This window comes from Actinorugispora endophytica, assembly GCF_004363075.1.
Classification (GTDB): Bacteria; Actinomycetota; Actinomycetes; order Streptosporangiales; family Streptosporangiaceae; genus Actinorugispora; species Actinorugispora endophytica.
The window spans coordinates 75,340-97,400 of the sequence record NZ_SNYN01000002.1 but is presented as its reverse complement, the minus strand read 5'-3'; the positions used below and the strand labels follow the sequence as shown (position 1 = coordinate 97,400).

At 74.2% G+C, this 22,061-nt stretch carries 21 protein-coding genes; 15 read left to right on the top strand and 6 right to left on the bottom strand.

The window, feature by feature from the left end; genetic code table 11:
- The first annotated feature begins 59 nt into the window (after positions 1-59).
- Positions 60-1,391 carry an acyltransferase family protein gene (locus tag EV190_RS04975; protein WP_133740259.1) on the top strand — a complete coding sequence of 444 codons (1,332 nt, stop codon included), beginning with the start codon at positions 60-62 and terminating at the stop codon, positions 1,389-1,391.
- 11 nt (positions 1,392-1,402) lie between these two features.
- Positions 1,403-2,263: an ATP-grasp domain-containing protein gene (locus tag EV190_RS04970; protein WP_133740258.1), complete on the top strand. Its 861-nt coding sequence runs from the start codon at positions 1,403-1,405 to the stop codon at positions 2,261-2,263.
- An 18-nt stretch (positions 2,264-2,281) separates the two neighbouring features.
- On the opposite strand, the gene EV190_RS04965 is transcribed toward EV190_RS04970, so the two are convergent.
- Positions 2,282-2,809 (bottom strand): DinB family protein, encoded by a 528-nt coding sequence (locus EV190_RS04965; protein ID WP_208113047.1) that lies wholly within the window; start codon positions 2,807-2,809, stop codon positions 2,282-2,284.
- 192 nt (positions 2,810-3,001) lie between these two features.
- Between EV190_RS04965 and EV190_RS04960 the strand changes: the two genes are divergently transcribed.
- The 7 genes from EV190_RS04960 (at position 3,002) to EV190_RS04930 (ending at position 11,774) form a co-directional block, all read left to right on the top strand.
- On the top strand, positions 3,002-3,826 hold the full coding sequence (locus EV190_RS04960) for a helix-turn-helix domain-containing protein (RefSeq protein ID WP_133740257.1): 825 nt from the start codon (positions 3,002-3,004) through the stop codon (positions 3,824-3,826).
- Between the two features lie 302 nt (positions 3,827-4,128).
- Entirely contained in the window at positions 4,129-5,187 is a 1,059-nt protein-coding gene (locus EV190_RS04955) for an iron chelate uptake ABC transporter family permease subunit (protein WP_243742356.1), read from the top strand.
- Positions 5,184-6,239: a FecCD family ABC transporter permease gene (locus EV190_RS04950; RefSeq protein ID WP_208113046.1), complete on the top strand. Its 1,056-nt coding sequence runs from the start codon at positions 5,184-5,186 to the stop codon at positions 6,237-6,239. The genes EV190_RS04955 and EV190_RS04950 overlap by 4 nt, the downstream gene beginning before the upstream one ends.
- Positions 6,240-6,243: 4 nt before the next feature.
- The gene (locus EV190_RS04945; RefSeq protein WP_133740256.1) at positions 6,244-7,083 is read left to right on the top strand and encodes an ABC transporter ATP-binding protein; all 840 of its coding nucleotides are present in this window, start codon (positions 6,244-6,246) and stop codon (positions 7,081-7,083) included.
- A 35-nt stretch (positions 7,084-7,118) separates the two neighbouring features.
- On the top strand, positions 7,119-8,147 hold the full coding sequence (locus EV190_RS04940; protein ID WP_133740255.1) for an ABC transporter substrate-binding protein: 1,029 nt from the start codon (positions 7,119-7,121) through the stop codon (positions 8,145-8,147).
- A 199-nt stretch (positions 8,148-8,346) separates the two neighbouring features.
- Complete coding sequence (locus EV190_RS04935) at positions 8,347-10,038, top strand: ABC transporter transmembrane domain-containing protein (RefSeq protein ID WP_133740254.1); 1,692 nt, start codon at positions 8,347-8,349, stop codon at positions 10,036-10,038.
- The gene (locus EV190_RS04930) at positions 10,035-11,774 is read left to right on the top strand and encodes an ABC transporter ATP-binding protein (RefSeq protein WP_133740253.1); all 1,740 of its coding nucleotides are present in this window, start codon (positions 10,035-10,037) and stop codon (positions 11,772-11,774) included. Before EV190_RS04935 ends, EV190_RS04930 begins: the two co-directional genes overlap by 4 nt.
- A 536-nt stretch (positions 11,775-12,310) precedes the next feature.
- Here EV190_RS04930 and EV190_RS04925 read toward each other — a convergent pair.
- The 3 genes from EV190_RS04925 to EV190_RS04915 all read right to left on the bottom strand — a co-directional run bounded on the left by EV190_RS04925 (position 12,311) and on the right by EV190_RS04915 (position 14,470).
- On the bottom strand, positions 12,311-12,721 hold the full coding sequence (locus EV190_RS04925; protein ID WP_133740252.1) for a DUF6924 domain-containing protein: 411 nt from the start codon (positions 12,719-12,721) through the stop codon (positions 12,311-12,313).
- 344 nt (positions 12,722-13,065) lie between these two features.
- Positions 13,066-13,761 carry a type 1 glutamine amidotransferase domain-containing protein gene (locus EV190_RS04920; protein WP_133740251.1) on the bottom strand — a complete coding sequence of 232 codons (696 nt, stop codon included), beginning with the start codon at positions 13,759-13,761 and terminating at the stop codon, positions 13,066-13,068.
- 256 nt (positions 13,762-14,017) lie between these two features.
- Positions 14,018-14,470, bottom strand: a complete 453-nt coding sequence (locus EV190_RS04915) for a DUF6069 family protein (RefSeq protein WP_133740250.1) — start codon at positions 14,468-14,470, stop codon at positions 14,018-14,020.
- Positions 14,471-14,733: 263 nt separating this feature from the next.
- On the opposite strand from EV190_RS04915, the gene EV190_RS04910 reads away from it, so the two are divergent.
- The gene (locus EV190_RS04910; RefSeq protein ID WP_133740249.1) at positions 14,734-15,783 is read left to right on the top strand and encodes a methyltransferase; all 1,050 of its coding nucleotides are present in this window, start codon (positions 14,734-14,736) and stop codon (positions 15,781-15,783) included.
- Between the two features lie 75 nt (positions 15,784-15,858).
- Here the strand turns inward: EV190_RS04910 and EV190_RS04905 are convergent, their stop codons facing one another.
- A complete protein-coding gene (locus tag EV190_RS04905; protein WP_166655376.1) occupies positions 15,859-16,773 on the bottom strand; it encodes a LysR family transcriptional regulator in 915 nt (304 codons plus the stop codon).
- A 248-nt stretch (positions 16,774-17,021) separates the two neighbouring features.
- Here EV190_RS04905 and EV190_RS04900 point away from each other — a divergent pair, with 248 nt between their 5' ends.
- Together EV190_RS04900 and EV190_RS04895 are read left to right on the top strand one after the other, a co-directional pair.
- On the top strand, positions 17,022-17,693 hold the full coding sequence (locus EV190_RS04900) for a DUF998 domain-containing protein (RefSeq protein ID WP_133740247.1): 672 nt from the start codon (positions 17,022-17,024) through the stop codon (positions 17,691-17,693).
- A gap of 406 nt (positions 17,694-18,099) precedes the next feature.
- Positions 18,100-18,666, top strand: a complete 567-nt coding sequence (locus tag EV190_RS04895; protein ID WP_133740246.1) for a 3'-5' exonuclease — start codon at positions 18,100-18,102, stop codon at positions 18,664-18,666.
- Positions 18,667-18,679: 13 nt separating this feature from the next.
- Here EV190_RS04895 and EV190_RS04890 read toward each other — a convergent pair whose 3' ends face one another.
- Positions 18,680-19,492, bottom strand: coding sequence for an NAD-dependent protein deacetylase (locus tag EV190_RS04890; RefSeq protein WP_133740465.1), 813 nt, complete (start codon positions 19,490-19,492; stop codon positions 18,680-18,682).
- A gap of 245 nt (positions 19,493-19,737) precedes the next feature.
- Between EV190_RS04890 and EV190_RS04885 the strand changes: the two genes are divergently transcribed.
- The 3 genes from EV190_RS04885 (at position 19,738) to EV190_RS04875 (ending at position 21,901) form a co-directional block, all read left to right on the top strand.
- On the top strand, positions 19,738-20,400 hold the full coding sequence (locus EV190_RS04885) for a DedA family protein (RefSeq protein ID WP_133740245.1): 663 nt from the start codon (positions 19,738-19,740) through the stop codon (positions 20,398-20,400).
- Between the two features lie 115 nt (positions 20,401-20,515).
- A complete protein-coding gene (locus EV190_RS04880; RefSeq protein WP_133740244.1) occupies positions 20,516-21,394 on the top strand; it encodes a CPBP family intramembrane glutamic endopeptidase in 879 nt (292 codons plus the stop codon).
- A gap of 303 nt (positions 21,395-21,697) precedes the next feature.
- Positions 21,698-21,901, top strand: coding sequence for a cold-shock protein (locus tag EV190_RS04875; protein ID WP_133740243.1), 204 nt, complete (start codon positions 21,698-21,700; stop codon positions 21,899-21,901).
- Positions 21,902-22,061: the final 160 nt, after the last annotated feature.

Here is a 22,061-nt window from a genome sequence, read left to right as displayed (position 1 = left end):
TCGCGGAACCCAGGACCATCACCCATGGGACCGGAATGAGCCGCTGACTGGAGGATCCGATGTCCCTGGTACTTGATCCGGGAGTGCTCCGCGCCTCCCCACCCCCCTCACCGCCGGGTGCCGGCGCGGAGCGCGACCTGTTCCTCGACGCGCTCCGGCTCTTCGTGATCGCCCTGGTGGTGCTGCAGCACTGGCTGATGCCGGTCCTGTCGTACTCCGGCCAGACCCTGGGCCTGGGGAGCGTCCTGACCGCCCCGGGCGCGTTCACGCTCACCTGGGTCGCCCAGGTCATGCCGCTGATCTTCTTCGTGGGCGGCACCGCCAACGCCATGAGCTGGGGGGGCGTGCGCCGACGCGGCGGGACGCTGCCCGGGTGGCTCGCCCGCCGCCTGCGCCGGCTCGCCTGGCCGGTGGTCCCGCTGGCCGCGACGTGGCTGGTGCTCTCGTCCGCCTACCTCGTCTGGGGCGCGCCGGAGCAGCCGTTCACGGTCGCGGCGAAGGTCGCGGCCATCCCCCTGTGGTTCCTGGCGGCCTACCTGATGGTGGTCGCGCTCACGCCGCTGGCGGGCCTGGCCGAGCGCCGGTACGGCTGGTGGGCCCCCGCCGCCCTGCTCGCCGCCGCGGTCGCCGTGGACCTGCTGCGCTTCACGACCGGGGTGTCCGAGCTGGGCTACCTGAACGTGGCGTTCGTGTGGATCGGCGTGTACCAGCTCGGGTTCCGCTACGCGGGCGGGGCGCTCACCCGGACGCCCTCTCTGGTGATGACGGTCTGCGGCTTCGGGATCGCGATCGCCCTGGCCGCCTTCGGCCCCTACTCGCTCAACATGACCGGTGTCTTCGCCGTGGAGGCGTCCAACGTCAACCCGCCGACCCTGGTCCTCGCCGCGCTGGCCGCCGGGCAGATCGGCACGGCCATGCTGCTGCGCGGCCGGATCCTCGCGTGGACGGACCACAGGCTCCCGGTGCGGCTGCTCGACTGGGCCCGCCCGAGGCTCATGACGGTCTACCTGTGGCACCTGGTGCCGATGGCCGTCTTCACCGGGGTCGCCGTGGTGGGAGCCGGCGTGGACACCCCGTCCCCGTTCGGCCTGGCGTGGCTGGGCTGGAGCGTCCTGGGCATCGTGGTGATGACGCCGATGCTGTGGCCTCTGGTGCAGTGGACCGCGCGGTTCGAGGAACCGCCGCGCGTCGCGTACGGCTCCCCCGGCCTGGTCCGCGTCATCGTGGCGGGCCTGCTGATCGCCGGAGGGCTCCTCACGCTGACGATCGTCGGTTTCCAGGCCGGCGTGGCACCGCTGTCGGCCCTCCTGGCCCTCGTGGTCGGTCTGCTGCTGACCTGGACGCCCATCCGGTTCGCACGCCGGGCGGGGACGGCCGCCGCGGGCGGCTAGGGTTACCGGGCATGGCCTCCACCGTGCTGTACCCCTGCGACCCGCTCCGGCCTCACCTGGTCGACGCGCACTTCCGCGGCGAGGCGGCGGCCGCCCGCGACCTGGGCGCCGCCACCGCGCTGCTCGACCACGACGCGCTGCTGCGCGGGGACGTCGACGGGGCGGTCGGCCGGGTGCCCGCCGACGCCGGGCCCCTGTGGTACCGCGGCTGGATGGTCCCCGCGCCGCGCTACGACGCGCTGGCCGCCGCGCTCGCCTCCCGCGGCGGCGCCCTGGTGGTGGACGCCGCGGCCTACCGCCGCGCCCACGAGCTTCCCGGCTGGTACCCGCTCTTCGCCGGGGCCACCCCGCGCAGCGTGTGGTGCGGGGCCGCGCCGGGGGAGGTCCCCCCGGCCGGGCTGCTGGCGGAGCTGGTCGCCCCGCTGGGCGGCGGCCCCGGGGTCGTGAAGGACTTCGTCAAGTCGCGCAAGTACGAGTGGGAGGACGCCTGCCACGTGCCCGACCTGCGCGACGCCGCCCGCCTGCACCGGGTGGTGGCGCGGATGGTGGAGCTGCAGGGCGGCTTCCTCGACGGCGGGATCGTGGTGCGCGCGTTCGAGGAGTTCACCGGCGCGGAGGCGCGCGTGTGGTGGGTGGGCGGGGAGCCCGCGGCCGTGGGCGCCCACCCCGACAGCCCCGGGGAGCGGCCCGTCCCGGACCTGCGGGACGTCCGCCCGCTGGTGGGCGCGCTGGGCCACCCGTTCGTCACCACCGATCTCGCCCTCCGCGCCGACGGCCGGTGGCGGGTGGTCGAGGTGGGCGACGGCCAGGTCAGCGGCCTCCCGGCGACCCTCGGCCCCGAACCGGTCCTGAGCGCGCTACTGAGAGCCTGAGGCCGGGGGCGGGCCGCGTCACCGCGCGGACGCGGCGCGCAGCAACCGGAGCTGGCCGATCTCGGCGGCGTTCTTCATCAGTTCGGCGTTCACCCAGGCGAGCATGTGGGCGACGGTCTTGTCGGGGTCGTCCTGCCAGGGGAACGGCGCGGGGGCGTCCAGGTCGGCGTCGGAGAGCCCGTCCAGCACCTCCAGCCACCGGGCGCGCAGGCCCCGCAGCCACTCGACCGCCGCCGGGCCGCCGCCCGGCCACCCGACCTCGGTCCGGTCCGGCGGGGTCCGGCCCCGCGCGTGGTCGATGGTCGTCGTCCACCACCAGCCGATGTGCCAGCCGACCCAGGCGATCGTGGGGACCGGGACGGGATCGGGCTCGGTCTCCGCCCAGTCGGGCGCCCACTCCCCGTCGGCGCCGCGCCGCAGCGTCCAGCAGTAGGGGACCGGCTCCCACAGGAAGTCCTCCGGTTCCAGTCTCTCCAGGTGGAACTCGAACAGCGACCAGGTCAGGTCGAACTGCCATCGCATCAGGTCACAACGGGAAGTGGGCACCGGCACACCCTGCCACACCGCCGGCCCGTCCCGAAAGCCGTTTTCGGGTGCCCTCCCCGCCGATCTTGACCTTTTCGGGGTCTCAGAAGCGGTTGAGACCCCGAAAAGGTCAAGATCGCCGGGGAGGAACGGACCCCGGCCCGACAGAGCCCGAACCACCCCCGCGCCGAAGGTTCCCTAGACTGGGCGGCCATGGGCACGAGTGGGCGGGTGGGGGCCGCGGCCACGCGGAGGAAAGGCGCCTCCGTGGTCGTGCGGCCGGCCGTTCCGTTCGACCCGGACGCCGAGATCCCCTTCGTCATCGCGACGGAGGCCGACGTCCCCAGCCACGAGGTGGAGTGGGAACCGCACGCGCACCCGGTGCACGAGCTGGTGTGGGTGCGGCGCGGGGTCATGAGCGTCCGCGTCGGCCGGCGCGTGTGGGCGCTGCCCAACAGCGTGGGGCTGTGGATCCCCGCGGGCACCGTGCACGGCGGCCGGCTGTCCGCGGGCGCCGAGTTCCACGCGAGCTACTTCTCGCCGTCCAGCTCCACGTTCGCCCCCGAGGCCCCCGTGAGCGTCCGGCTCGGCCCGCTGCTGCACGAGCTCCTCGTGTTCCTCGCGGACACGAAGATCCCCGACTCCGGTCGCGGCCACGCGGAGAAGCTCGTGTTCGAGCTCCTGGAACCGTCGGCGCACCCGCTCGACCTGCCGCTGCCGCTCGACCCGCGCATCGAGCCGATCGCCTCGCACCTGGTCGACGACCCGGCCGACCAGCGCTCCCTGGACGACTGGGCCGCCGTCACCGGGCTCAGCACCAGGACCCTCGCCCGCGCCTTCCTCGCGTCGACGGGGCACAGCTTCGGCCGGTGGAGGCAGACGCTGCGCGTCCACGTGGCGCTGGCCCTGCTGTCGTCGGGCCTGTCGGTCTCGGAGACCGCCGAGGCCGTGGGCTACGGCACCCCCAGTTCGTTCATCGACGTGTTCCGCCGCGCCACCGGCACGACCCCCGGGCAGTACCGCCAGACCGCCCTGTGACCCGCGCCGCGCCCCGGCCCCGCCTCCGGGTCGCCGGGTGGGCGAACACACCCCGCCGCGGCCCGGACGGGCACCGCCGAAGAAATCGCTGGTCAAGGCGTTCTCCTTGAGCGACAGACAGTATCCTGTCCGTTATGCCGCATTTGATGTCTCAAGTCGCGGATTGCGCCATGAGGGCAACCTTACCTAGCATGCGACTTAGGCAAGCCTGATCTAACTTCCGTTGGATTCGGGGCTTCCCGTCATGCCCCCGAGCCGACAGCCGAGGAACGAACACGCATGTCCACCAGCCGAGCAGCGCGGTGCTGACCGCGCGCGACGCCGCGCCGGCGCGCGGCGGGCCACCCGCACCAGCGGCCGCGCGGCGCGGCACCGCCCGCCGGCTCCTCGTCGTCGCCGTCGGTGTCGCCCTCTGCGCGGCCCTCTCCGCGCTCAGCCTCTTCGTTGGCTCGGGGGACCTGTCCCCGAGCGAGTCGTGGAACGCCCTCAACGGGGTCGGGACGGCCGCCGACGTCGTCATCGTCCGCGACTACCGGGTGCCCCGCACCCTCCTCGCGGTCACCACCGGGGCCGCGCTCGGAACGGCCGGAGCCGTCATCCAGGCCATCACCCGCAACCCCCTCGCCGACCCCGGCATCCTCGGGGTCAACGCCGGGGCGTTCCTCGCCGTCGCCGTCGGCGCCGCGTTCTTCGGGGCCACCGGCACCTCGGGCCAGGTCTGGTGGGCCCTCGGCGGCGCGCTGGCCACGTCCGTCGCGGTGTACCTCGTCGGAACGTCCGGCCGCCAGGGCGGCAACCCGGTGCAGATGGTCCTGGCCGGGGTCGCCGTCGGCGCCGTCTTCAGCGGGTTCAGCCACGGCATCACCCTCATGACCCCCGAGGTCTTCGACCGGATCCGCTTCTGGTCGGCCGGGTCCCTCCAGGGCCGCCAGACGGACGTGCTCTGGGGCGTCCTCCCCTTCGTCGCCGCCGGGCTGCTGATCGCGGTCGCGCTCACCCGGTCGTTCAACACCCTGGCCCTGGGCGACGACCTCGCCCGCTCGCTCGGCGGCCGGGTGGTCCTCGTCCGCGGCGCCGGGTTCCTGTCCGTCACCCTGCTGTGCGGGGCCGCGACGGCCGCCGTCGGCCCCGTGTCGTTCCTGGGGCTCATGGTCCCCCACGCCGTGCGCATGGTCGTGGGGCCGGACCAGCGGTGGGTCGTCCCGCTCAGCCTCCTGGCTGCCCCCGTCGTCTTCCTGTCCGCCGACATCCTCGGCAGGGTCGTCACCGCCGGCGAACTGCCCGTGGGGATCGTGACCGCCTTCCTGGGCGCGCCCGTGCTCGTCTGGCTCGTCCGACGCAAGGAGGTCAAACCCCTGTGACCGCAACCCGACTGTGGCCCCGGGGCGTCGTCCTCCTCCGCTCCCGGAGGGGGAGGCTCAGCCTCCGGATCGGCCTCCGCTCCTTCTCTGTGGGACTCGCCTTCCTGGCCGCCGCGCTCCTGGTGAGCACCTACTCGCTCACCATCGGCGAGTCCGACCTGCCGCTCGGCGACGTCGCGGACGCCCTGCTCGGCCGCGCCGACGACGGGGTGGCCCGCATCGTCCTCGAATGGCGCCTGCCCCGCGTGCTCCTGGCCGTGGTCGGCGGCGCGGCGCTCGCGCTGAGCGGCGCGGTGTTCCAGACCATCACGCGCAACCCGCTCGGCAGCCCGGACGTCATCGGCTTCAACATGGGCGCGTACACCGGCGCCCTCGTCAGCATGCTCGTCATCGGCGGCGGCTACCTGGCGACCGTGGCGGGCGCCCTCGTCGGCGGCACGCTCACCGGGCTCGTCGTCTACCTGCTGGCACTGCGCCAGGGCCTCCAGGGCTACCGCCTGATCATCGTCGGTATCGGCGTCAGCGCCCTGCTGGCGTCACTCAACGCCTACCTCAAGATCACCGTGAGCCTGGAGGAGTCGCTCTCGGCCTCGGTGTGGGGGGCGGGGTCGCTCGCCACCGCGGCCTGGACCGACGTCGTCCCGGTGCTGGCCGTCGTGGCCGTGCTCGCCCCCGTGCTGATGTTCGTGAACCGCGACTCGGGGCTCCTCGCGCTCGGCGACGACGCCGCCCACGGCAGAGGCGTGGACGTCGAGCGGCTGCGCCTGGTGCTCCTCGCCGTCGGCGTCGTCCTCACCGCCGCGGTGACCGCCGTGGCCGGTCCCATCGCCTTCATCGCGCTGGTCGCGCCGCAGCTCGCGGTGCGCCTCACCCGGACACCGGCCATCCCCCTGCTGCCCACGGCGTTCCTCGGGGCGTCCCTCCTCGCGCTCGGCGACCTCGTCGCGCGCACCGTCATCGCCCCCGCGCAGCTCCCCGTCGGCGTCGTCACCGCCACCATCGGCGGCGGCTACCTGGTCTGGCTGCTGGTCGCGCAAGCGAGAAAGGCCTGAACGAATGCCCCCGACCGCTCCCGAGAACGGCGTCCGGCCCCTCGCCGGGGGACGCCTGGACGCGCGCGGCCTCACCGTCTCCTACGGCGGCGGCGCGATCCTGGACGGCCTCGACGTCGGCATCCCCGCCGGTTCCTTCACCGTCATCGTCGGCCCCAACGCCTGCGGCAAGTCCACGCTCCTGCGGAGCCTCTCGCGCCTGCTGCCCGCCCGGTCCGGAAGCGTCCTGCTGGACGGCGCGGACCTGCGCGACCTGCGGACCAAGGAGCTGGCCCGCAAGGTCGGCCTGCTGCCGCAGAGTTCGACGGCCCCCGAGGCGATCACCGTCGTCGACCTGGTGTCGCGGGGCCGCCACCCCCACCAGGGCGTGTTCCGCCAGTGGTCGGACACCGACGAGCAGGCCGTGCGGGAGGCCCTGGAGGCCACCCGCCTCACCCCGCTGTCGGAAGCCGTCGTCGACCAGCTGTCGGGCGGCCAGCGCCAGCGCGTCTGGATCGCGATGGTGCTGGCGCAGCAGACCCCCGTCATGCTCCTCGACGAGCCCACGACGTTCCTGGACATCGCGCACCAGATCGAGGTCCTGGACCTGTGCGCGACGCTCAACGACGAGGGGCGCACCCTCGTCGCCGTACTCCACGACCTCAACCAGGCGGCGCGCTACGCCACGCATCTCATCGCCATGAAGGACGGCGTGATCGCGGCGGAGGGGCCGCCCCGGGACGTCGTCACCGAGGAGCTCGTGTCGGAGGTCTTCGGCGTCCGGGCGCGCGTCGTCGACGACCCCGAGACCGGGACGCCGCTCATCGTCCCGCTGGCCCGCGGCGCCGTCGCCGCCCGCCCCTGACCACACCCCTTCCCCACTCACACGGAAAGCCGAGAATGAGAACCACACACGCAGCAAAGGGCTTCCGCGCGCTCGCCGCCGGGCTCGCCGTCCTGACCCTCGCCGCGACCGGCTGCGGCACGTCGTCGGGCGCGGAGGAGGAGGGCGAGGCCGCGCTGCTCGCCTCCGTCGACACCCACTTCGGCACCGTCGACATCCCCGAGCCGGAGGACGGCGACCTGACCGTCGTCGCGCTGGGCTGGTCCGACGGCGAGGTCGCCCTCTCCCTGGGCGTCAAGCCGGTCGCCATCCACGACTGGCAGAGCTTCGGCGCGGAGAACAAGGGCGTCGGCTCCTGGGCGGCGGACCAGTTCGGCGACGACACCCCCGAACTCATCGAGAGCACGGACGGCTCCGTCAACTACGAGCAGATCCAGGCCCTGGACCCCGACCTCATCCTCAACGTGCGCGCCGCCCTCGACGACAAGGCGCACGAGCGGCTGAGCGAGATCGCGCCGACTGTCGCCCCGCCGAAGGACACCCCGGACTTCGCCGTCGACTGGCGCACCCACACCAGCGTCATCGCCCAGGCGCTGGGCAGGGAGGCCGAGGGCGAGGAGCTGGTCGCGGACCTGGACGCCCGGTTCGAGGAGCTGCGGACCGAGCACCCCGAGTTCGAGGGCGTCACGATGGCCTCCGGCTCCAAGTTCGGCGACGCCTACGGCGCCAGCCTGCCCGGCGACAGCCGGTTCGACATCTACGGCGAGCTCGGCTTCGTGCTCAACCCCGCGATCGAGGAGCTGCCGAACCCGAGCGGCTTCTACGCGGGCGTCTCGGTCGAGCAGGTCTCGGCCCTGGACGCGGACGTCGCGGTGCTCACCACCATCGGCTACCCGCTCTCTGAGCTCACCGAGGACCCGCTCATCCAGGCGCTCCCGGTCGTGGAGGACGAGCGCGCCCTGTTCGTCGACCCCGAGGGCGACGTCATGCGCGGCGCCACCGCCGGAACCACGGCGAGCATCGGCATCGCCCTGGACGCGGTGGTCCCCGATCTCACCGAAGCCGTCGACAAGCTCGAGGACTGACCCCCCGCGAGAAACCCGCCGACGACCTCGGCGCCGGCGCCGTGCAAAAACGGACATGACAGGGCGCTAACGTCGAGGTCGTCAACAGAGTCCCCCCGCTCGGGGCCGCTTCGAGGAGCCCGTCATCACCCGCGACAGCACGCCGCCCGGCCAGGACCCCGGCGCGGCCCCGAACGACACCGCGGCGGCGCGCAGGGGCGTGCGCCGCACCCTTCGGCGCCACCGGTCGAGCGTCGTCCGCTCGGCCCTGCTGATCATGGGGCACCAGGCGTGCGAGGCCCTCGTCCCCGTGGCGATCGGCGTGGCGATCGACACCGCGATCGTCCGCGAGAGCCCCGGCCTGCTCCTGCTCTGCCTGCTCGGGCTGGCCGTCCTCTTCGGCGCGCTCACCCTGTGCTGGCGCTGGGCGGCGCGCTACGGCTACGGCGCCGCCATCGACGAGGCCCATCTGCTGCGCACCGAACTCGCCCGGCGGCTCCTGGACCCCCTCGGGACCCGGCTGCGGCGCACCCGCGGGGAGCTGCTCTCCATCGCGTCGTCCGACGCCGACCTGGCGGCCAAGGCGGTGAACTACGTCCCCGGGCTGTGGGGCGCCGCCGCCGCCCTCGCCGTCAGCTGCGCCGTGCTCCTGACCGTCGACCTGAGGCTGGGGGCCGTCCTCATCGCGACGTCGATCGCGGCCACCCTGTCGCTGAACGCCCTCTCCCCGCTGCTCTCGCGCCGCAGCACCACCCAGCAGGAGACCCTCGCCGACGCGTCCGCGCTCGCCACCGACCTCGTCTCCGGCCTGCGCGCGCTCCAGGGGATCGGCGCGCAGCGCAGCGCCGCCGACCGCTACCGCGCGGTCAGCACCGGGGCCGCCGACGCCGGGATCCGGGCGGGCGACGCCAAGGCGCTCCAGAGCGGGGCGACGGTCCTGGCCAGCGGCCTCGTGCTCGTCGTCTCCGTGGCGGGCGCCAGCCTCCTGGCCGCCCGCGGCGATATCTCGATCGGGGCCCTGGTCGCCGCGGTGGGGGCCGCGCAGTTCATCTCCGAACCCCTCACGAACGTGGGGTCCTACCTCCAGCTGCGCGCCGCGACCCGGGCCGGCGCGGTCCGCGTCGGCGGCGTGCTGGACTCCCCGCCGTCCCGGGGCGCGAACGCCGGCGGAGCCGCGCCCGCCCCCGCCGGGGCCGCCCTCCCGCTGGTGTTCCGGAACGTCTCGGCGCGGCCCCGCTCCGACGGGGACCCCGAGGGCATCACCCTCACCGTCGAACCGGGCGAGTTCGTGGGCGTCGTCGCCGAGGAGCCCACCGTCGAACTCCTGCGCCGCCTCCTGGACGGCGACCCGCCCGACGGGGCGAGCGGCACGCTCGCCCTCGGCCCGACCCCCGTGGCCGGACTCGGCCACGCCGCGCGGCGCTCCCTCATCCACCTGGAGCCGCACCGGCCCGACCTGTTCACCGGCACGATCCGACACAACCTCACCCTCGGCTCGGACGGGGACGCCGACCTGGACCGCGCGCTGGCGGCCGCGAACGCGACCGAGTTCGTCTCCGCGCAGCCCCTCGGGACGGACGCCCCGCTGCGGGACCGGGGGCTCACCCTCTCGGGCGGTCAGCGCCAGCGGCTCGCCCTCGCCAGGGCGCTGCACGCCGACCCTCCCGTCCTGGTGCTGCACGAGCCGACGACCGCCGTGGACTCGGTCACCGAGGAGGCCATCGCGGACGGCCTCGCCGCCCTGCGGCACCGCGACCGCGCGCGGACCTCGGTCCTGTTCACGACCAGCCCCGCGCTCCTGGCGCGGACCCACCGCGTGGTGCTGATCGAGGACGGCCGCGTGGCCGCGAGCGGCACCCACCACGAACTGCTCCGCGACAGCGAGCCCTACCGCAAGCGGGTGCTCCGATGACCGTCCTCCCCATCGCCGGGCGCGCCGAGACCTGGTCCGCGCTGGGCCGCCGCGTCGCGGCCATGCCCGTGCTGACGGCCGCCGCCCTGGCGTCGTCCCTGCTCGCCGCCGCGTCCGGCCTCGTCGGACCGTGGACCGTCGGGCTCCTCGTCGACAGCGTCTCGGCGGGCGACGGCACCGAGCGGATCGCGGTCCTCGGGACGGTCCTGGCCGCCTCCGTCGCCGCGGGCGCCGCGCTGACCGCCCTGGGCTCCGCGCTCGTCGGCCGCCTGGGCCAGCGGGTCCTCGCCCGGATGCGCGAGGACGCGGTCGCGAACGCCCTCGACCTGCCCTCGGCGGTGCTGGAGGAGAGCGGGCACGGCGACCTGCTCACGCGCATCGGCGACGACGTGGCGGTGGTCAGCCAGGCCGTGGTGTCCCTGCTGGCCCCGTGGGTGGGCGCCGCCCTGACCGTCTCGCTCACCGTGGCGGGCCTGGCCTCCCTCGACCCGTGGCTGGCCCTGGCCGGGCTCTGCGCCGTACCGGTCTACGCGGTGTCGCTGCGCTGGTACCTGCCCCGGTCGGCGCCGCGCTACGCGGCCGAACGGGTGGCGTTCGCCGAGCGCGCCGAGCTCATCGTGGCCTCCCTCACCGGGCTCCCGACCGTGCACGCCTACCGCGTGGAGGAGCGGCAGGCGGAGCTGGTCGAGGGGGCGTCGGCGCGCGCCCGCGCGATCTCGCGCGACGTGCTGTGGTTCTTCACCGGGTGGAGCAAGTGGCTGAACATCGCCGAGCTCGTGGGGCTGGGCTGCGTCATCGCCACGGGGTTCGCCCTGGTGTCCTCCGGCGCGGTCACGGCCGGGGCGGTGACGGCGGCGGCGCTGTACTTCCACCGGCTGTTCAACCCCCTCGGCCTCATCGCGACGAGCTTCGACGAGGTCCAGTCGGCGGGGGCCAGCCTCTCGCGCATCGTCGGCATCGCGCGGAGCCCGGAGCGGCGGCCGGTACCGACGGGCGGGGCGGACGCCGGTCCGCGCACCGGCGAGGTGGAGGTCAGCGGGCTCACCCACCGCTACGGCGACGCGGTCGTCCTGCGCGACGTCTCCTTCCGCGTACGCGACGGCGAGAGGGTCGCGCTGGTCGGCGCGAGCGGAGCGGGCAAGTCCACCCTGGCCGCCGTCATCGCGGGGCTCCTGCGGCCCTCCTCGGGGAGCGTCGCCGTCGGCGGCGTCGACGCGGCGGCGGCCCGGGAGGCGGGGTCGCGCGCCGTCGCCCTCGTCTCGCAGGAGGCCCACGTGTTCACCGGCCCCCTGCACGCCGACCTGCGCCTGGCCCGGCCGGAGGCGACGCGCGCCGAACTCGTGGACGCGCTCGCCCGCGTGGGGGCCGCCGAGTGGGTGGGGGAGCTTCCCGACGGCCTGGACACGGCCGTCGGCGAGTCGGCGCACGCCCTGACCCGCGAGCAGACGGCCCAGCTCGCGCTGGCCCGCGCGGTCCTCGCCGACCCGCTCGTCATGGTCCTGGACGAGGCCACCGCCGAGGCGGGCAGCCAGGACGCCGCGCGCCTGGAGGCCGCCTCGGCGGCGGCCCTCGACGGCCGCACGGGCGTCCTGGTGGCGCACCGCCTCTCCCAGGCGGTGACCGCCGACCGCGTGCTGGTCCTGGAGCACGGCGAGATCGTCGAGCAGGGCACCCCCGACGAGCTCCTCGCCCTGGACGGCCGCTTCGCCCGGATGTGGAAGGCCTGGCGGGGTTAGAGAGTCTCCGACCCGGGGGTGTTTCGGCGTGCCGGTGCTTCGGGTGGGTCTTTCGGCTTCCTGTCACACGGATCGCGGGGTCACGGCGGGCGGAGGCCGGGGCCGCGCCCACGGTGTCCGTTGCGTGAGGGGTCCGTTGACGGTCTTGGGCTTTCTGCCCGTTTCGGGGCCTGGAAGGGCGGAAAGCCCACGATCATTCCGGGTGGGGGCGGAAACCGGCCCTCGAACCGCCGCGTCACGGACATCCGGCGGTTATGCGCGGACCTCCGGCCCCGCCCGCCGTCGCCGCCCGCCGTGACCTCGCGATCCGCGTGGCGTGAGGCCGAAAGACCCCCCCGGAGCACCGGCACGCCAAACACCCCCGCGCCGGAAATCCCATAGAGAGTTTCCGGTTTGGGGGTGTTTGGCGTTCCCTCCGGTGACCGTGACCTTTTCGGGGTCTCAGAGACGGTTGAGCCCCCGAGAAGGTCACGATCACCGGGCGGAACGGACACTACGGGCGCGGGCGGCCGTGTGGTCCGGCGATCAGGCTCCGGTCAGCCGAACCCCCGCTGGATGTGGCCCTCCCCGACGAAGAAGTCGTCGAAGTCCATGTTGGCGATGGACAGGTTGTTCGCGATCGCCGCGATCGACCTCGGCACGGCGCGGAACGCCAGGCCCGGCTCGTCGTACAGGTCGACGACGAGGAGCGGGTGCTCGGGGTGGCTGATGGCCACGTCGTCCACGACCATCAGGAACGTGTGGTCGGAGTCCTCGGAGACCAGCTCCATCAGCCGGTCCTTGGAGAGGCCCTGGTAGGCGGGGTCGTCCAGGAGGTCGACGTAGGCGGTGAAGCCGTCCCCCCCGGTCGGCTCCCGGACGGCCTCGACGACGGCCCTCCAGGCCGCGTCGTCGGAGAAGTCGGTACGGACGACCAGGGGGTCCTCGGTCTCGGGCAGCGGCTGCATCGGCTCGTTCCTCGTCTGCGGGCCGGGACCCTCCCGGCTCGCGGCAGCACGGTACCGGGCCGCTCTGACAGCGGAGCGTCGTCATGGAGTTTTCGGCGCGGGGGTGATTTGCGTACTGGTGCTTCGGGTGGGTCGTTCGGCCTCGCGCCGCGCGGATCGCGAGGTGACGGCGGGGGCGGGGGCGGACCCACGATGTCCGTTTCACGTGGTTTCCGTTGGTGATCGTGCTGTTTCCCCCGGAATCAAGGATTTCGGGGGGAAACAGCACGATCACCGGACAGGGGCCCGGGGATGACCGCGAACCGGGTCGCTCCACGCGGCCCCGGCCCCCGCCCGGCGGCGCGTCAGGCCAGGGCCTTCAGGAGCTCGGCCGCCAGCGGGGCGGAGGAGGCGGGGTTCTGGCCGGTGACGAGGTTGCGGTCGACGACCACGTGGGGGGCCCACGGCTCGCCCTCCCGGAAGTCCGCGCCGAGCTCGACGAGGCGGTCCTGCAACAGCCACGCGGACCTGTCCGCGAGGCCCGCCTGGGCCTCCTCGGCGTTGGTGAAGCCGGTCAGCCGGTAGCCCGCGAACGGCGAGGAGCCGTCCGCGTTCCGGGCCGCGAGCAGCGCGGCCGGGCCGTGGCAGACCACGCCGAGCGGCCTGCCCGACGCCAGCGCGGCGGTGAGCAGCCTGCCGGAGTCGGCGTCGACGGCCAGGTCCTCCATGGGGCCGTGGCCGCCGGGGTAGAAGACCGCGGCGTAGTCGGCCGGGTCCACGTCCTCCAGGCTGACGGGCTCGCGCAGCCCGGCGGCCGACGCGAGGACGGACGCGACCCTGTCCGCGCCCTCCTGGCCGCCGTTGGCCTCGGGGGCCAGGCTCCCCTGGTCCACGGTGGGCACGACGCCGCCGGGGGTCGCCACGACGACCTCGTGGCCCGCCGCCGTGAACGCCTCGTAGGGGGCGGCGAGCTCCTCGGCCCAGAAGCCGGTCGGGTGCTTCGTTCCGTCGGCCAGCGTCCAGTGGTCGGCGCCGGTCACCACGAAAAGGATCTTTGCCATGTCACGTCTCTCCGAGGATGCGGGCCCTGCGGGTCCGCGGGGTTTTCGCGGGTCGGCGTTCCGGGTCCCGAACGCCGACCTGTTGACGTCCTCGACGGCAGGCCGCTCCGGCCATAGGCGGAAAACAGGCGTTCCACCACCTCCCACGGGGAATCCGACGGATCGGCGGCCGTGTCGGGGACCCAACGGGGACCTACCCACGGACGACGGGAATCCCCACCGGGCCGCGGCCCTCCAGCGGGAGCCGGGGGCCGTGTCAGCCGGCGAGCACCCGGCGGCGGACCGTCTCCAGGCTCAGCCACACCGCGGGCGCCATCACCACGTGCATCAGCGCGAGCACGACGCGGGTCGGGGTGTCGGCCTCCAGGAGGAGGGGGCCGGCGGCCGAGACCAGCGCCAGGGCGGCGCCCGTGATCTGCGCGGTCCGCAGGAAGCCCTTCCAGAGGAGGGACAGGGCCACGGCCGCGGCGAACCCGACGGCCAGGGGGAGCACGGACATGAAGGCGACGCCCCCGACCGTGACCCCGACCGTCTGCCCGGTCTCGTCGGGGTGGGTCATGGAGGCCCCCGCGAGGTGGCCGACCCCCAGGAGGACGAGGTTGGCGGCGACGGCTCCGGCGACGCCGAGCAGGCCCGCCTGCCACCAGGGCAGTCCGGGGCGGCGGGGGGTCGGTGAAACGTGGCTCTCGACCGGCTGGCTGGTGGACATGGGACCTCCTGGGTCTTGCTGCTTCATGGCTTCCGCAGGACAGCAGACAACATCAACCAAGGTTGATGTCAACCGCGCCGGAACCGCGCTCCCCGCGGGGAACCGGGCGCCTCCGAGCCGGAGGGCGCCTCCGATGCCCCGGGCGCATCACACCATGCCGAAGAGGCCTTTCCGCTCCGAACGTCCTTTTGCTTGGCTGGTCCCACCGACCCCGTGCGCACCGGTCGCCACCGCCATCGGACGAGAACGAAAGAACACCCGCCGTGACGCTCTTCGAACACCCCTTTGTCGCCTCCGGCTCCGCCGAACCGCCGGTCGACGACACGGGTCGGATGATCCAGATGATGACGGGGTACTGGGTCACCCAGGTGGTGCGGACCGCGGCCGAGCTGCGGATCGCCGACCACGTCGCCCACGGCGAGGCCACCGCCGCGCAGATCGCGGAGGCCGAGTCCCTGGACCCGTCCGCGACGTTCCGGTTCCTCCGGGCGTGCGCCTCGCTCGGCCTGCTCACCTGCGCCGACGGCCACCGGTTCGCGGGCACGCCGCTGCTCGCGACGCTGCGCTCCGACAGCCCCCGGTCGCTGCGCGACCTCGCGCTGTGGGGCGGCGCGGAGTCGCACTGGCTGCCGTGGGGGCGGCTGGCCGACGCCGTGCGGACCGGGGGGAGCAGCACCGAGGCGGCCTTCGGCGCCCCGTTCTTCGACTGGATCTCCGGGAACCCCCGGGAGGCGGAGGTCTTCACCAACGCGATAACGGCGATGACCGACGGCCTGGCCCACCAGCTCACCTCGGTCATCGACGTCAAGGACGCCGGGACGGTCGTCGACGTCGGCGGGGCCGGGGGGAACCTGGTGCAGACGATCATGGGCAAGCACACCGGGCTGACCGGGGTCGTGCTCGACCTCCCGCACGTCGCCGCCGAGGCGGAGGCGTCCGCGCGGCGCCTGGGGGTCCAGGACCGGTTCTCCTTCGTGGGCGGCGACTTCTTCGAGGGCGTGCCCGCAGGGGACCTGCACCTGCTGAAGTTCGTCCTGCATGACTGGGACGACGAGTCGTGCGTCCGGATCCTGCGGAACTGCCGCGCCTCCCTCTCCCCCTCCGGCCGGATCCTGGTAATGGAGCTGCTGATCGCCGACGTGGGCAGGCCCGGGCTCGAACCCCTGATGGACCTCAACATGATGGTCCTGGCCCCCGGACGGGAGCGCAGCCTCGACGAGTACCGGGGCCTCTTCGAGCGCGCCGGGCTGCGGTTCGTCGGAACCACCCGGTCCGACTCCCTCGTGACGGTCCTGGAGGCGGTCCCCGCCTGAGCCCGTCGACGGTGCCCGTTTCCCCGCCGACCACGCGAAACACCCCCGCGCCGGACACTCCCTGGTCGTACCCGGTCAGGGCGTCGGGCTCCCCGGTGCCGCGTAGCGCAGCCCGTCGGCCAGCGCCGTCGCGTGGCGGACCAGGTCGGCGACCGCCGCCGAGGTGCTGGTCCGCGTCCAGGCGAGGCGCAGCACCGACGGCGGGGCGTCCCTGACGCGCACCGCGCGGACACCGGCGCTCACGGAGGCGAACGAGACCGACTCCGGGACGAAGCCGATGGCCTGGCCCAGCCGCACCACCGCGTGGAACTGCGACGTGTCGCCGACCACGGGGCCGGGGACCCACTCGTGCTGCGGCACGTCCTCGGCGGGCCACAGCAGGAAGGCGTCCCGGTGGTCCCCCTTCCAGCGTGCGACCGGCTGGTCGGCGAGCTGCGCGAGCGCCACCTCGTCCGCGCGGGCGAGCGGGTGCCGTTCGGGGAGCAGCACGACGCGCGGCTCGCTGAACAGCTCGTCGCTGTCGAGGCCGCGCTCGTCGAACGGCGTCCGCATCAGCCCCACGTCCGCGCTCCCGTCGCGCAGCTGGTCGCCCTGCTCCTGCCACTCCACGACCGTCGCGACCGCGGGCACCGGCCTCCCGGCCAGGTTGTACGAGGACACCAGCCTGCTGAGGACGTCGACGTCGCACCCGCGCGCGGTGACCCGCAGCCGGAAGTCCTCGGCCTCGGCCCGCCGGGCCAGCCGGACGGCGGTGTTGACCTGGTCGTCGACCCCCCTCGCCTGCTCCAGCAGCACCAGGCCCGCCCTGGTCAGCTCGACGTCGCGGTAGCCGCGGACGAGCAGCGAGGTGCCCACGTCGTCCTCCAGCGACCGGATCGCGCGCGAGAGGGCGGGCTGGGTCATCATGAGCCGCTCGGCCGCCCTGGTGAAGTTGCGCTCCTCCGCGACCGCCACGAAGTACCGCAGTCGTCGCAGGTCGATGTCGGCCACGTCTGGTCCTCTCCGATCCGCTCCCCCGACGGCGCCGGACCGGTTTCCCGGGCGCGCCGGTGACCGGCTGTGCCCTTGGCGTCGCGGGCGGAGCCCCCGGCGGATGATATACGTGGACGCGCCCCCGCCCCGAAGCGCCGCGAGGGCGCCGGAAGCCCGGCGGCGGGGGCGCCCGCCTCGGAAGTCCTCCGGGGGCGCGGCCCGGACCCGGATCCTGGGTCCGCCCCTCCTGGAGAAAGGCCACCCCCATGACGCTGACACGCGGACTCCTGTGGTGCGGAGCGGCCGCGGGCCCCCTCTTCGTCCTGGTGTTCACCGTCTCCGGCTCGCTCCGGCCCGGCTACGACCAGCTGCGCCACCCCGTCAGTTCGCTGGCGCTCACCGGGACCGGATGGGTCCAGGTGGCGAACTTCCTGGTCGCCGGAGCGCTGCTGGCGGCCTTCGCGGTCGGCGTGCGGCGGACGCCGCGCCCGGCCGGGGCGCGGCCGGGCATCGGACCGTGGCTGCTGGGGGCGGGCGGGGCCGGGCTGATCGGGGCGGGCCTGTTCCCGACCGACCCGGTGAGCGGTTATCCGCCGGGGACCCCCCACGCGCTGGTGTACACCGCGGCCGGCGCGGCCCACGACGGCGCGTCGATGCTGTTCTTCTTCGGGATCCCGGCGGCCTGCGCCGCGTTCGCCGTCCGGTCCGCGCGCGGCCGCCGGTGGGGGTTCGCGGTGTACTCCGCTCTCAGCGCGGCCGTGCTCCCCGCCTTCTTCCTCCTCGCGAGCGCCGGGTTCTCCCAGACCGAGGGGTTCGTCGAGCTGGGCGGCCTCTACCAGCGGATCTCGGTCGTCACGGGGCTGACGTGGACGACGGTGACCGCCGCGCTCCTGCTGCGCGGGGACCCGGACCGGAGCGCCGCCCCCGCGTCCGGGTGACCGCCGCCCGGGCCGCGGCACCGGGAGAACCCGGCGCAGGGGCCAGCCGTCTTCGACCACGCAGCGGGCCAATGCCAGACGGCCGGCGGGGGTGAGGATGGCGTTGGCGTGGGTAGTGTGGGGCATCGAGGGCCTTCCGGTCCGGTGGTAGATGTCGTAATCCACACCGATACCGGAGGCCCTCTTCGCTTGTGTCAGGCGGGTGGGTGTCACCAACCTCAGTGGTCAGTACAAGCGGCCCGGTCCGGGACGTTGGTTGGTCGAAGGGATCACGTCATCGTCTAGATGGACGTAGAGTGCTGTCAGAAGGGCGTCAAGGTCAGTTTTCACACACCGACCCTCGACGCCCTTCGCCATGGGCGCAGGCGTTTCAGGGATTTCCCATCAACGATCTAGGCTCTGCGGCATGGACAGCACCGGTGGACTGCTCAACGTCGTCGACGTGGAGGCGACCTGCTGGGACGGCGAGCCCCCGCGCGGGGAGGTCAGCGAGATCATCGAGATCGGGCTGACCGTCGTCGACCTCGGCGCGGGGCGGCGGACCGGGCGCCACCGCGTCCTGGTCCGGCCCGCGCGGTCGACCGTCAGCGTCTTCTGCACCGGACTGACCGGGCTGACCCAGGCCGAGGTGGACACGGGGGTCGGCTTCGCCGACGCCTGTCGGCTTCTCGCGACCCGGCACCGGGCGGGTTCGCGCCCGTGGGCCAGCTGGGGCGACTACGACCGGCACCAGTTCGCCCGCCAGTGCCGGGCGACCGGCGCGGCGTACCCCTTCGGGAGGCGGCACACCAACGCCAAGGCGGTCTTCACCGAAGCCCACGGGCTGCGCAAACGCCCCGGGATGGCCCAGGCCCTGCGCCTCGCCGGGCTGCCGCTGGAGGGCCGCCACCACCGGGGCGAGGACGACGCCTGGAACATCGCCGCTCTGGTCCTGCACCTGGCCGGCCGGGGCTCCTGGCCCGGCTCCCCCTGAGGGTCCGGCGGTGTCAGCGCGCCGGGCCGAGGCCCGCCAGGAGCGCGGTGAGGGCCTCCCCGAGGGGGGCGTCGAAGGTCAGCAGCGCCTGGGCGTCGCCCCGCGTGGGCCCCTGGTTGACGATCGTCACGGGGACGGAGTGCTCGGCCGCGCGGCGCACGAACCGGTAGCCGGACATCACGGTCAGCGAGGACCCGAGGACCAGCAGCGTCCCGGCGCGCTCGGTCAGCGCGTAGCACTCCCGGACGCGGGGTCCCGGCACGTTCTCGCCGAAGAACACCACGTCGGGTTTGAGCACGCCGCCGCAGTCGAGGCAGTCCAGGACCCGGAAGGACGCGACCTGGTCGTCGGCGAGGGCCGCGTCCCCGTCGGGGTTGACCCCGTCCGCCCGGGCCCGCCAGTGCGGGTTGGCCGAACGCAGCCGCTCGTCGAACGCGCCGCGCGGGGTGCGCCGCCCGCAGCCCAGGCACAGGACCCGGTCGAGGCCGCCGTGCAGCTCGACCACGTCCCGCGCTCCGGCGGCCTGGTGCAGGCCGTCGACGTTCTGGGTGATGATCCCCGCGACCAGCCCGAGGTCCTGCAGCGCGGCGACCGCGCGGTGGCCCGCGTTGGGCGCGGCGCGCGCGATGTGCCGCCATCCCAGGTGGCTGCGCGCCCAGTACCGCCTGCGGGCCTCGGCGCTGCCCACGAACGCCTGGTACGTCATGGGCTCGGCCCGCCGCCTGCGGCCGCTCTCCCCCCGGTAGTCCGGGATGCCGGACTCGGTCGACAGCCCGGCCCCGCTCAGGACCACCACGTCGCCGTCCGAGACCAGGTCGGCCAGCATGCGGAACCGGGGGCCCGTGAACACCTCTGCGAGACCGGGCCGCGCGCCGGGCGCGCGGCCGGGTCCCGTTTCCGTCACCCGAGTCACCCGTCCATGGTGCACGATGCCCGCACCCGCGCGAAACAGCGGAAACCGGCCCGCGCGGGACGGCGGGGCCCCGGCTTTCCCACGTCAGCGGTCCGAAGTCCCGAACCGGTCGTCCCGGTCGTGCCGCCGCGCGGCCGCGAGGTTGAAGAATCACCCCCATGACCTCTTTCACGGACGGGCTCCTGTCCTCTCTGTCCGACCTCCCGCCGCTGCTGGTGGCGGGGGCCGTGCTGCTGTTCATGGCGTTGGAGACGACGGCGTTCATCGGACTGTTCGCACCGGGGGACCCGGTCGTCCTGGTGGCGGGGGCGAGCGTCACCGACGTGCCGGGGTTCGTCCTCGTCACGGGGGCGACCCTGGCGGGAGCGCTCATCGGGGAGACCGCGGGGTACGCGATCGGGCGGTACGCGGGGACGCGGTTCCGCCACGGCAGGATGGGCCGGTGGATCGGCGAGGACCGGTGGCTGCACGCCGAGGAGGTGCTCGCCCGGCCCCGGGGCGGGCTGGCGATCGTGGGGTCCAGGTTCGTGGCGGTGGTGCACGCGATCGTCCCGGTCCTGGCGGGCACCGTCGGGATGCCCTACCGGCGCTTCATCTCCTGGGCGATGCTGGGAAGCACGCTGTGGGCGCTGCTGCACGTGGGCATCGGCGCGTTCTTCCGCGCGGCCTACGGCGTCGACGGGCAGGGTCTGGGCACGGTGACCGCGGTCGTGCTCGTCGGCGGCGCGCTGCTGATGCTGGCGGGCTGGCGCCGCCCCCGCCGCGCCGGAGGGCGTGCCGCGCGGGACGGCGGGACCGCCGGGGAGCCGACCCGAGAGTGAGGCCCGCCCCGGGGAGGGAAACGCGCCCGTCCGGCCCCGCCTCCATCCAAGGATGGACGCGGTCTGGTCCCGAATGACGACGACGCCGGGCCCGCGCCGGCGGAGTATTGCCGGCATGATCGACACCGACGGCCCCAGGGCCTCTCGTGGCGCCGCCGCCATCACGGTGACGGGGATCGCGGTCTACGCCGCGGCGTTCGCCTGGCTGCTGCGGACCGGCACCACCGGCGTCACCGCCTCCGCGGACCCCGGTGCCACGCCGGTCTCGCTGTGGGCGAGCGTGCTGCCCGCTCTCGCCGCGATGGCGCTCGCCCGCCTCGTCCCCCCTCGGGCCGCGCTCCCCCGCCCCCTGGAGGGGGTGACCGGGCGGCGCCTCGCCCGGGAGACGTGGGTGCTCGTGGCCGCCGCGACGGTCTTCCCGGTCCTGGTCATCGGCCAGAACCAGTCGCTGTGGTACCCGCTGGCCAAGGTCCTGCTCCTGCTGGTCGTACCGCTGGCGGCCTTTCGGCTGCTGCGCGGGGACGCGCCCGGCGGCCGCGCGATCCCCGCCCCCGTCACCTGGCTGGCCCCGCTCCCCGCCGTCGCGGCGTGGTTCCTGCTCTCGCAGGCCGGCCCCCTGGCCCCGCCCCTGACCCAGGAGCTGCCCGACCCGGTCACGCTCGCGGTCGGCTCGCTGGTCACCCTGCTGACCGCCGGGGTGCTGGAGGAGGTCTTCTACCGGGGCTGGCTGCAGACCCGCCTGGAGGTCCGCTACGGCCGGTGGCCCGCGATCCTGGCCTCGTCGCTGCTGTTCGCCGCGATGCACACGAGCCACCTGCACGGGGACGCCGTCGGTCTCGGCCTCGCCTCGCTGGCGGCCTTCCAGGGGGTGTTCGGCCTGATGCAGGGCTACCTGTGGGCGCGCTACCGCAACATCTGGGTCCTCGTCGCCGTCCACGCCGTCGTCAACCTCGTCTACGTCGACCTGCTCGTCCGGGCTCTGGGCTGGTCCTGACCCCTCCGGCCCCGGCGCTCAGGTTCCGGGGACGCGGCCGTCCCGGGTCCGCCCTGCGGCCACGCTCCGCACCGCGGGTGTGACGGAGGCGACGTCCGGCCTCCGCCCGCGCGGGAGCGGGACGTGCTACTTTGGACCGTAGTTACAGTTGTGGTTCCCATGGACTTTGTGCGCGCCTGCTGGTTTCCGAACCTTCAGACGCACTTTTTGTTTTCCGGTGCTTTCTTTCCGGTCGGGTGATCATCGCGGTAACGCGGAGTCCGCAGAGCGCGGACCTCCGGTACGGCCCCGAGGGAGACTGGCATCAGTACTGGCACTGTGAAGTGGTTCAACGGAACCAAGGGCTTCGGTTTCATCACGCAGGACGGCGGCGGCCCCGACGTCTTCGCCCACTACTCGAACATCAACGCCACGGGCTTCCGTGAGCTGGCCGAGGGCCAGAAGGTGGAGTTCGACATCACGCAGGGGCCCAAGGGTCCGCAGGCCGAGAACATCACACTCGTCTGACACTGCTGACGCGGCGCACGCCGCACCGCGCGGGTCCCGCCGTCACCGCGGAACCCGCGCAGCCGCCCCCCGGCGGCGCACATCCGTGGTCCGGATCACCGACCGCCGTTCCCGGCGGTCTCCGACCGCCTCGAAGCCCATCGCACGGTCATCCGTCCGC

What these genes read in the sequence shown, in the direction of transcription:
- EV190_RS04885 (WP_133740245.1), top strand. Translation starts at nt 19,738, where the DNA reads ATGACCTCTTTCACGGACGGGCTCCTGTCCTCTCTGTCCGACCTCCCG.
- EV190_RS04900 (WP_133740247.1), top strand. Translation starts at nt 17,022, where the DNA reads ATGACGCTGACACGCGGACTCCTGTGGTGCGGAGCGGCCGCGGGCCCC.
- EV190_RS04940 (WP_133740255.1), top strand. Translation starts at nt 7,119, where the DNA reads ATGAGAACCACACACGCAGCAAAGGGCTTCCGCGCGCTCGCCGCCGGG.
- EV190_RS04880 (WP_133740244.1), top strand. Translation starts at nt 20,516, where the DNA reads ATGATCGACACCGACGGCCCCAGGGCCTCTCGTGGCGCCGCCGCCATC.
- EV190_RS04925 (WP_133740252.1), bottom strand. Translation starts at nt 12,721, where the DNA reads ATGCAGCCGCTGCCCGAGACCGAGGACCCCCTGGTCGTCCGTACCGAC.
- EV190_RS04975 (WP_133740259.1), top strand. Translation starts at nt 60, where the DNA reads ATGTCCCTGGTACTTGATCCGGGAGTGCTCCGCGCCTCCCCACCCCCC.
- EV190_RS04970 (WP_133740258.1), top strand. Translation starts at nt 1,403, where the DNA reads ATGGCCTCCACCGTGCTGTACCCCTGCGACCCGCTCCGGCCTCACCTG.
- EV190_RS04930 (WP_133740253.1), top strand. Translation starts at nt 10,035, where the DNA reads ATGACCGTCCTCCCCATCGCCGGGCGCGCCGAGACCTGGTCCGCGCTG.
- EV190_RS04920 (WP_133740251.1), bottom strand. Translation starts at nt 13,761, where the DNA reads ATGGCAAAGATCCTTTTCGTGGTGACCGGCGCCGACCACTGGACGCTG.
- EV190_RS04915 (WP_133740250.1), bottom strand. Translation starts at nt 14,470, where the DNA reads ATGTCCACCAGCCAGCCGGTCGAGAGCCACGTTTCACCGACCCCCCGC.
- EV190_RS04960 (WP_133740257.1), top strand. Translation starts at nt 3,002, where the DNA reads ATGGGCACGAGTGGGCGGGTGGGGGCCGCGGCCACGCGGAGGAAAGGC.
- EV190_RS04945 (WP_133740256.1), top strand. Translation starts at nt 6,244, where the DNA reads ATGCCCCCGACCGCTCCCGAGAACGGCGTCCGGCCCCTCGCCGGGGGA.
- EV190_RS04895 (WP_133740246.1), top strand. Translation starts at nt 18,100, where the DNA reads ATGGACAGCACCGGTGGACTGCTCAACGTCGTCGACGTGGAGGCGACC.
- EV190_RS04890 (WP_133740465.1), bottom strand. Translation starts at nt 19,492, where the DNA reads ATGCTGGCCGACCTGGTCTCGGACGGCGACGTGGTGGTCCTGAGCGGG.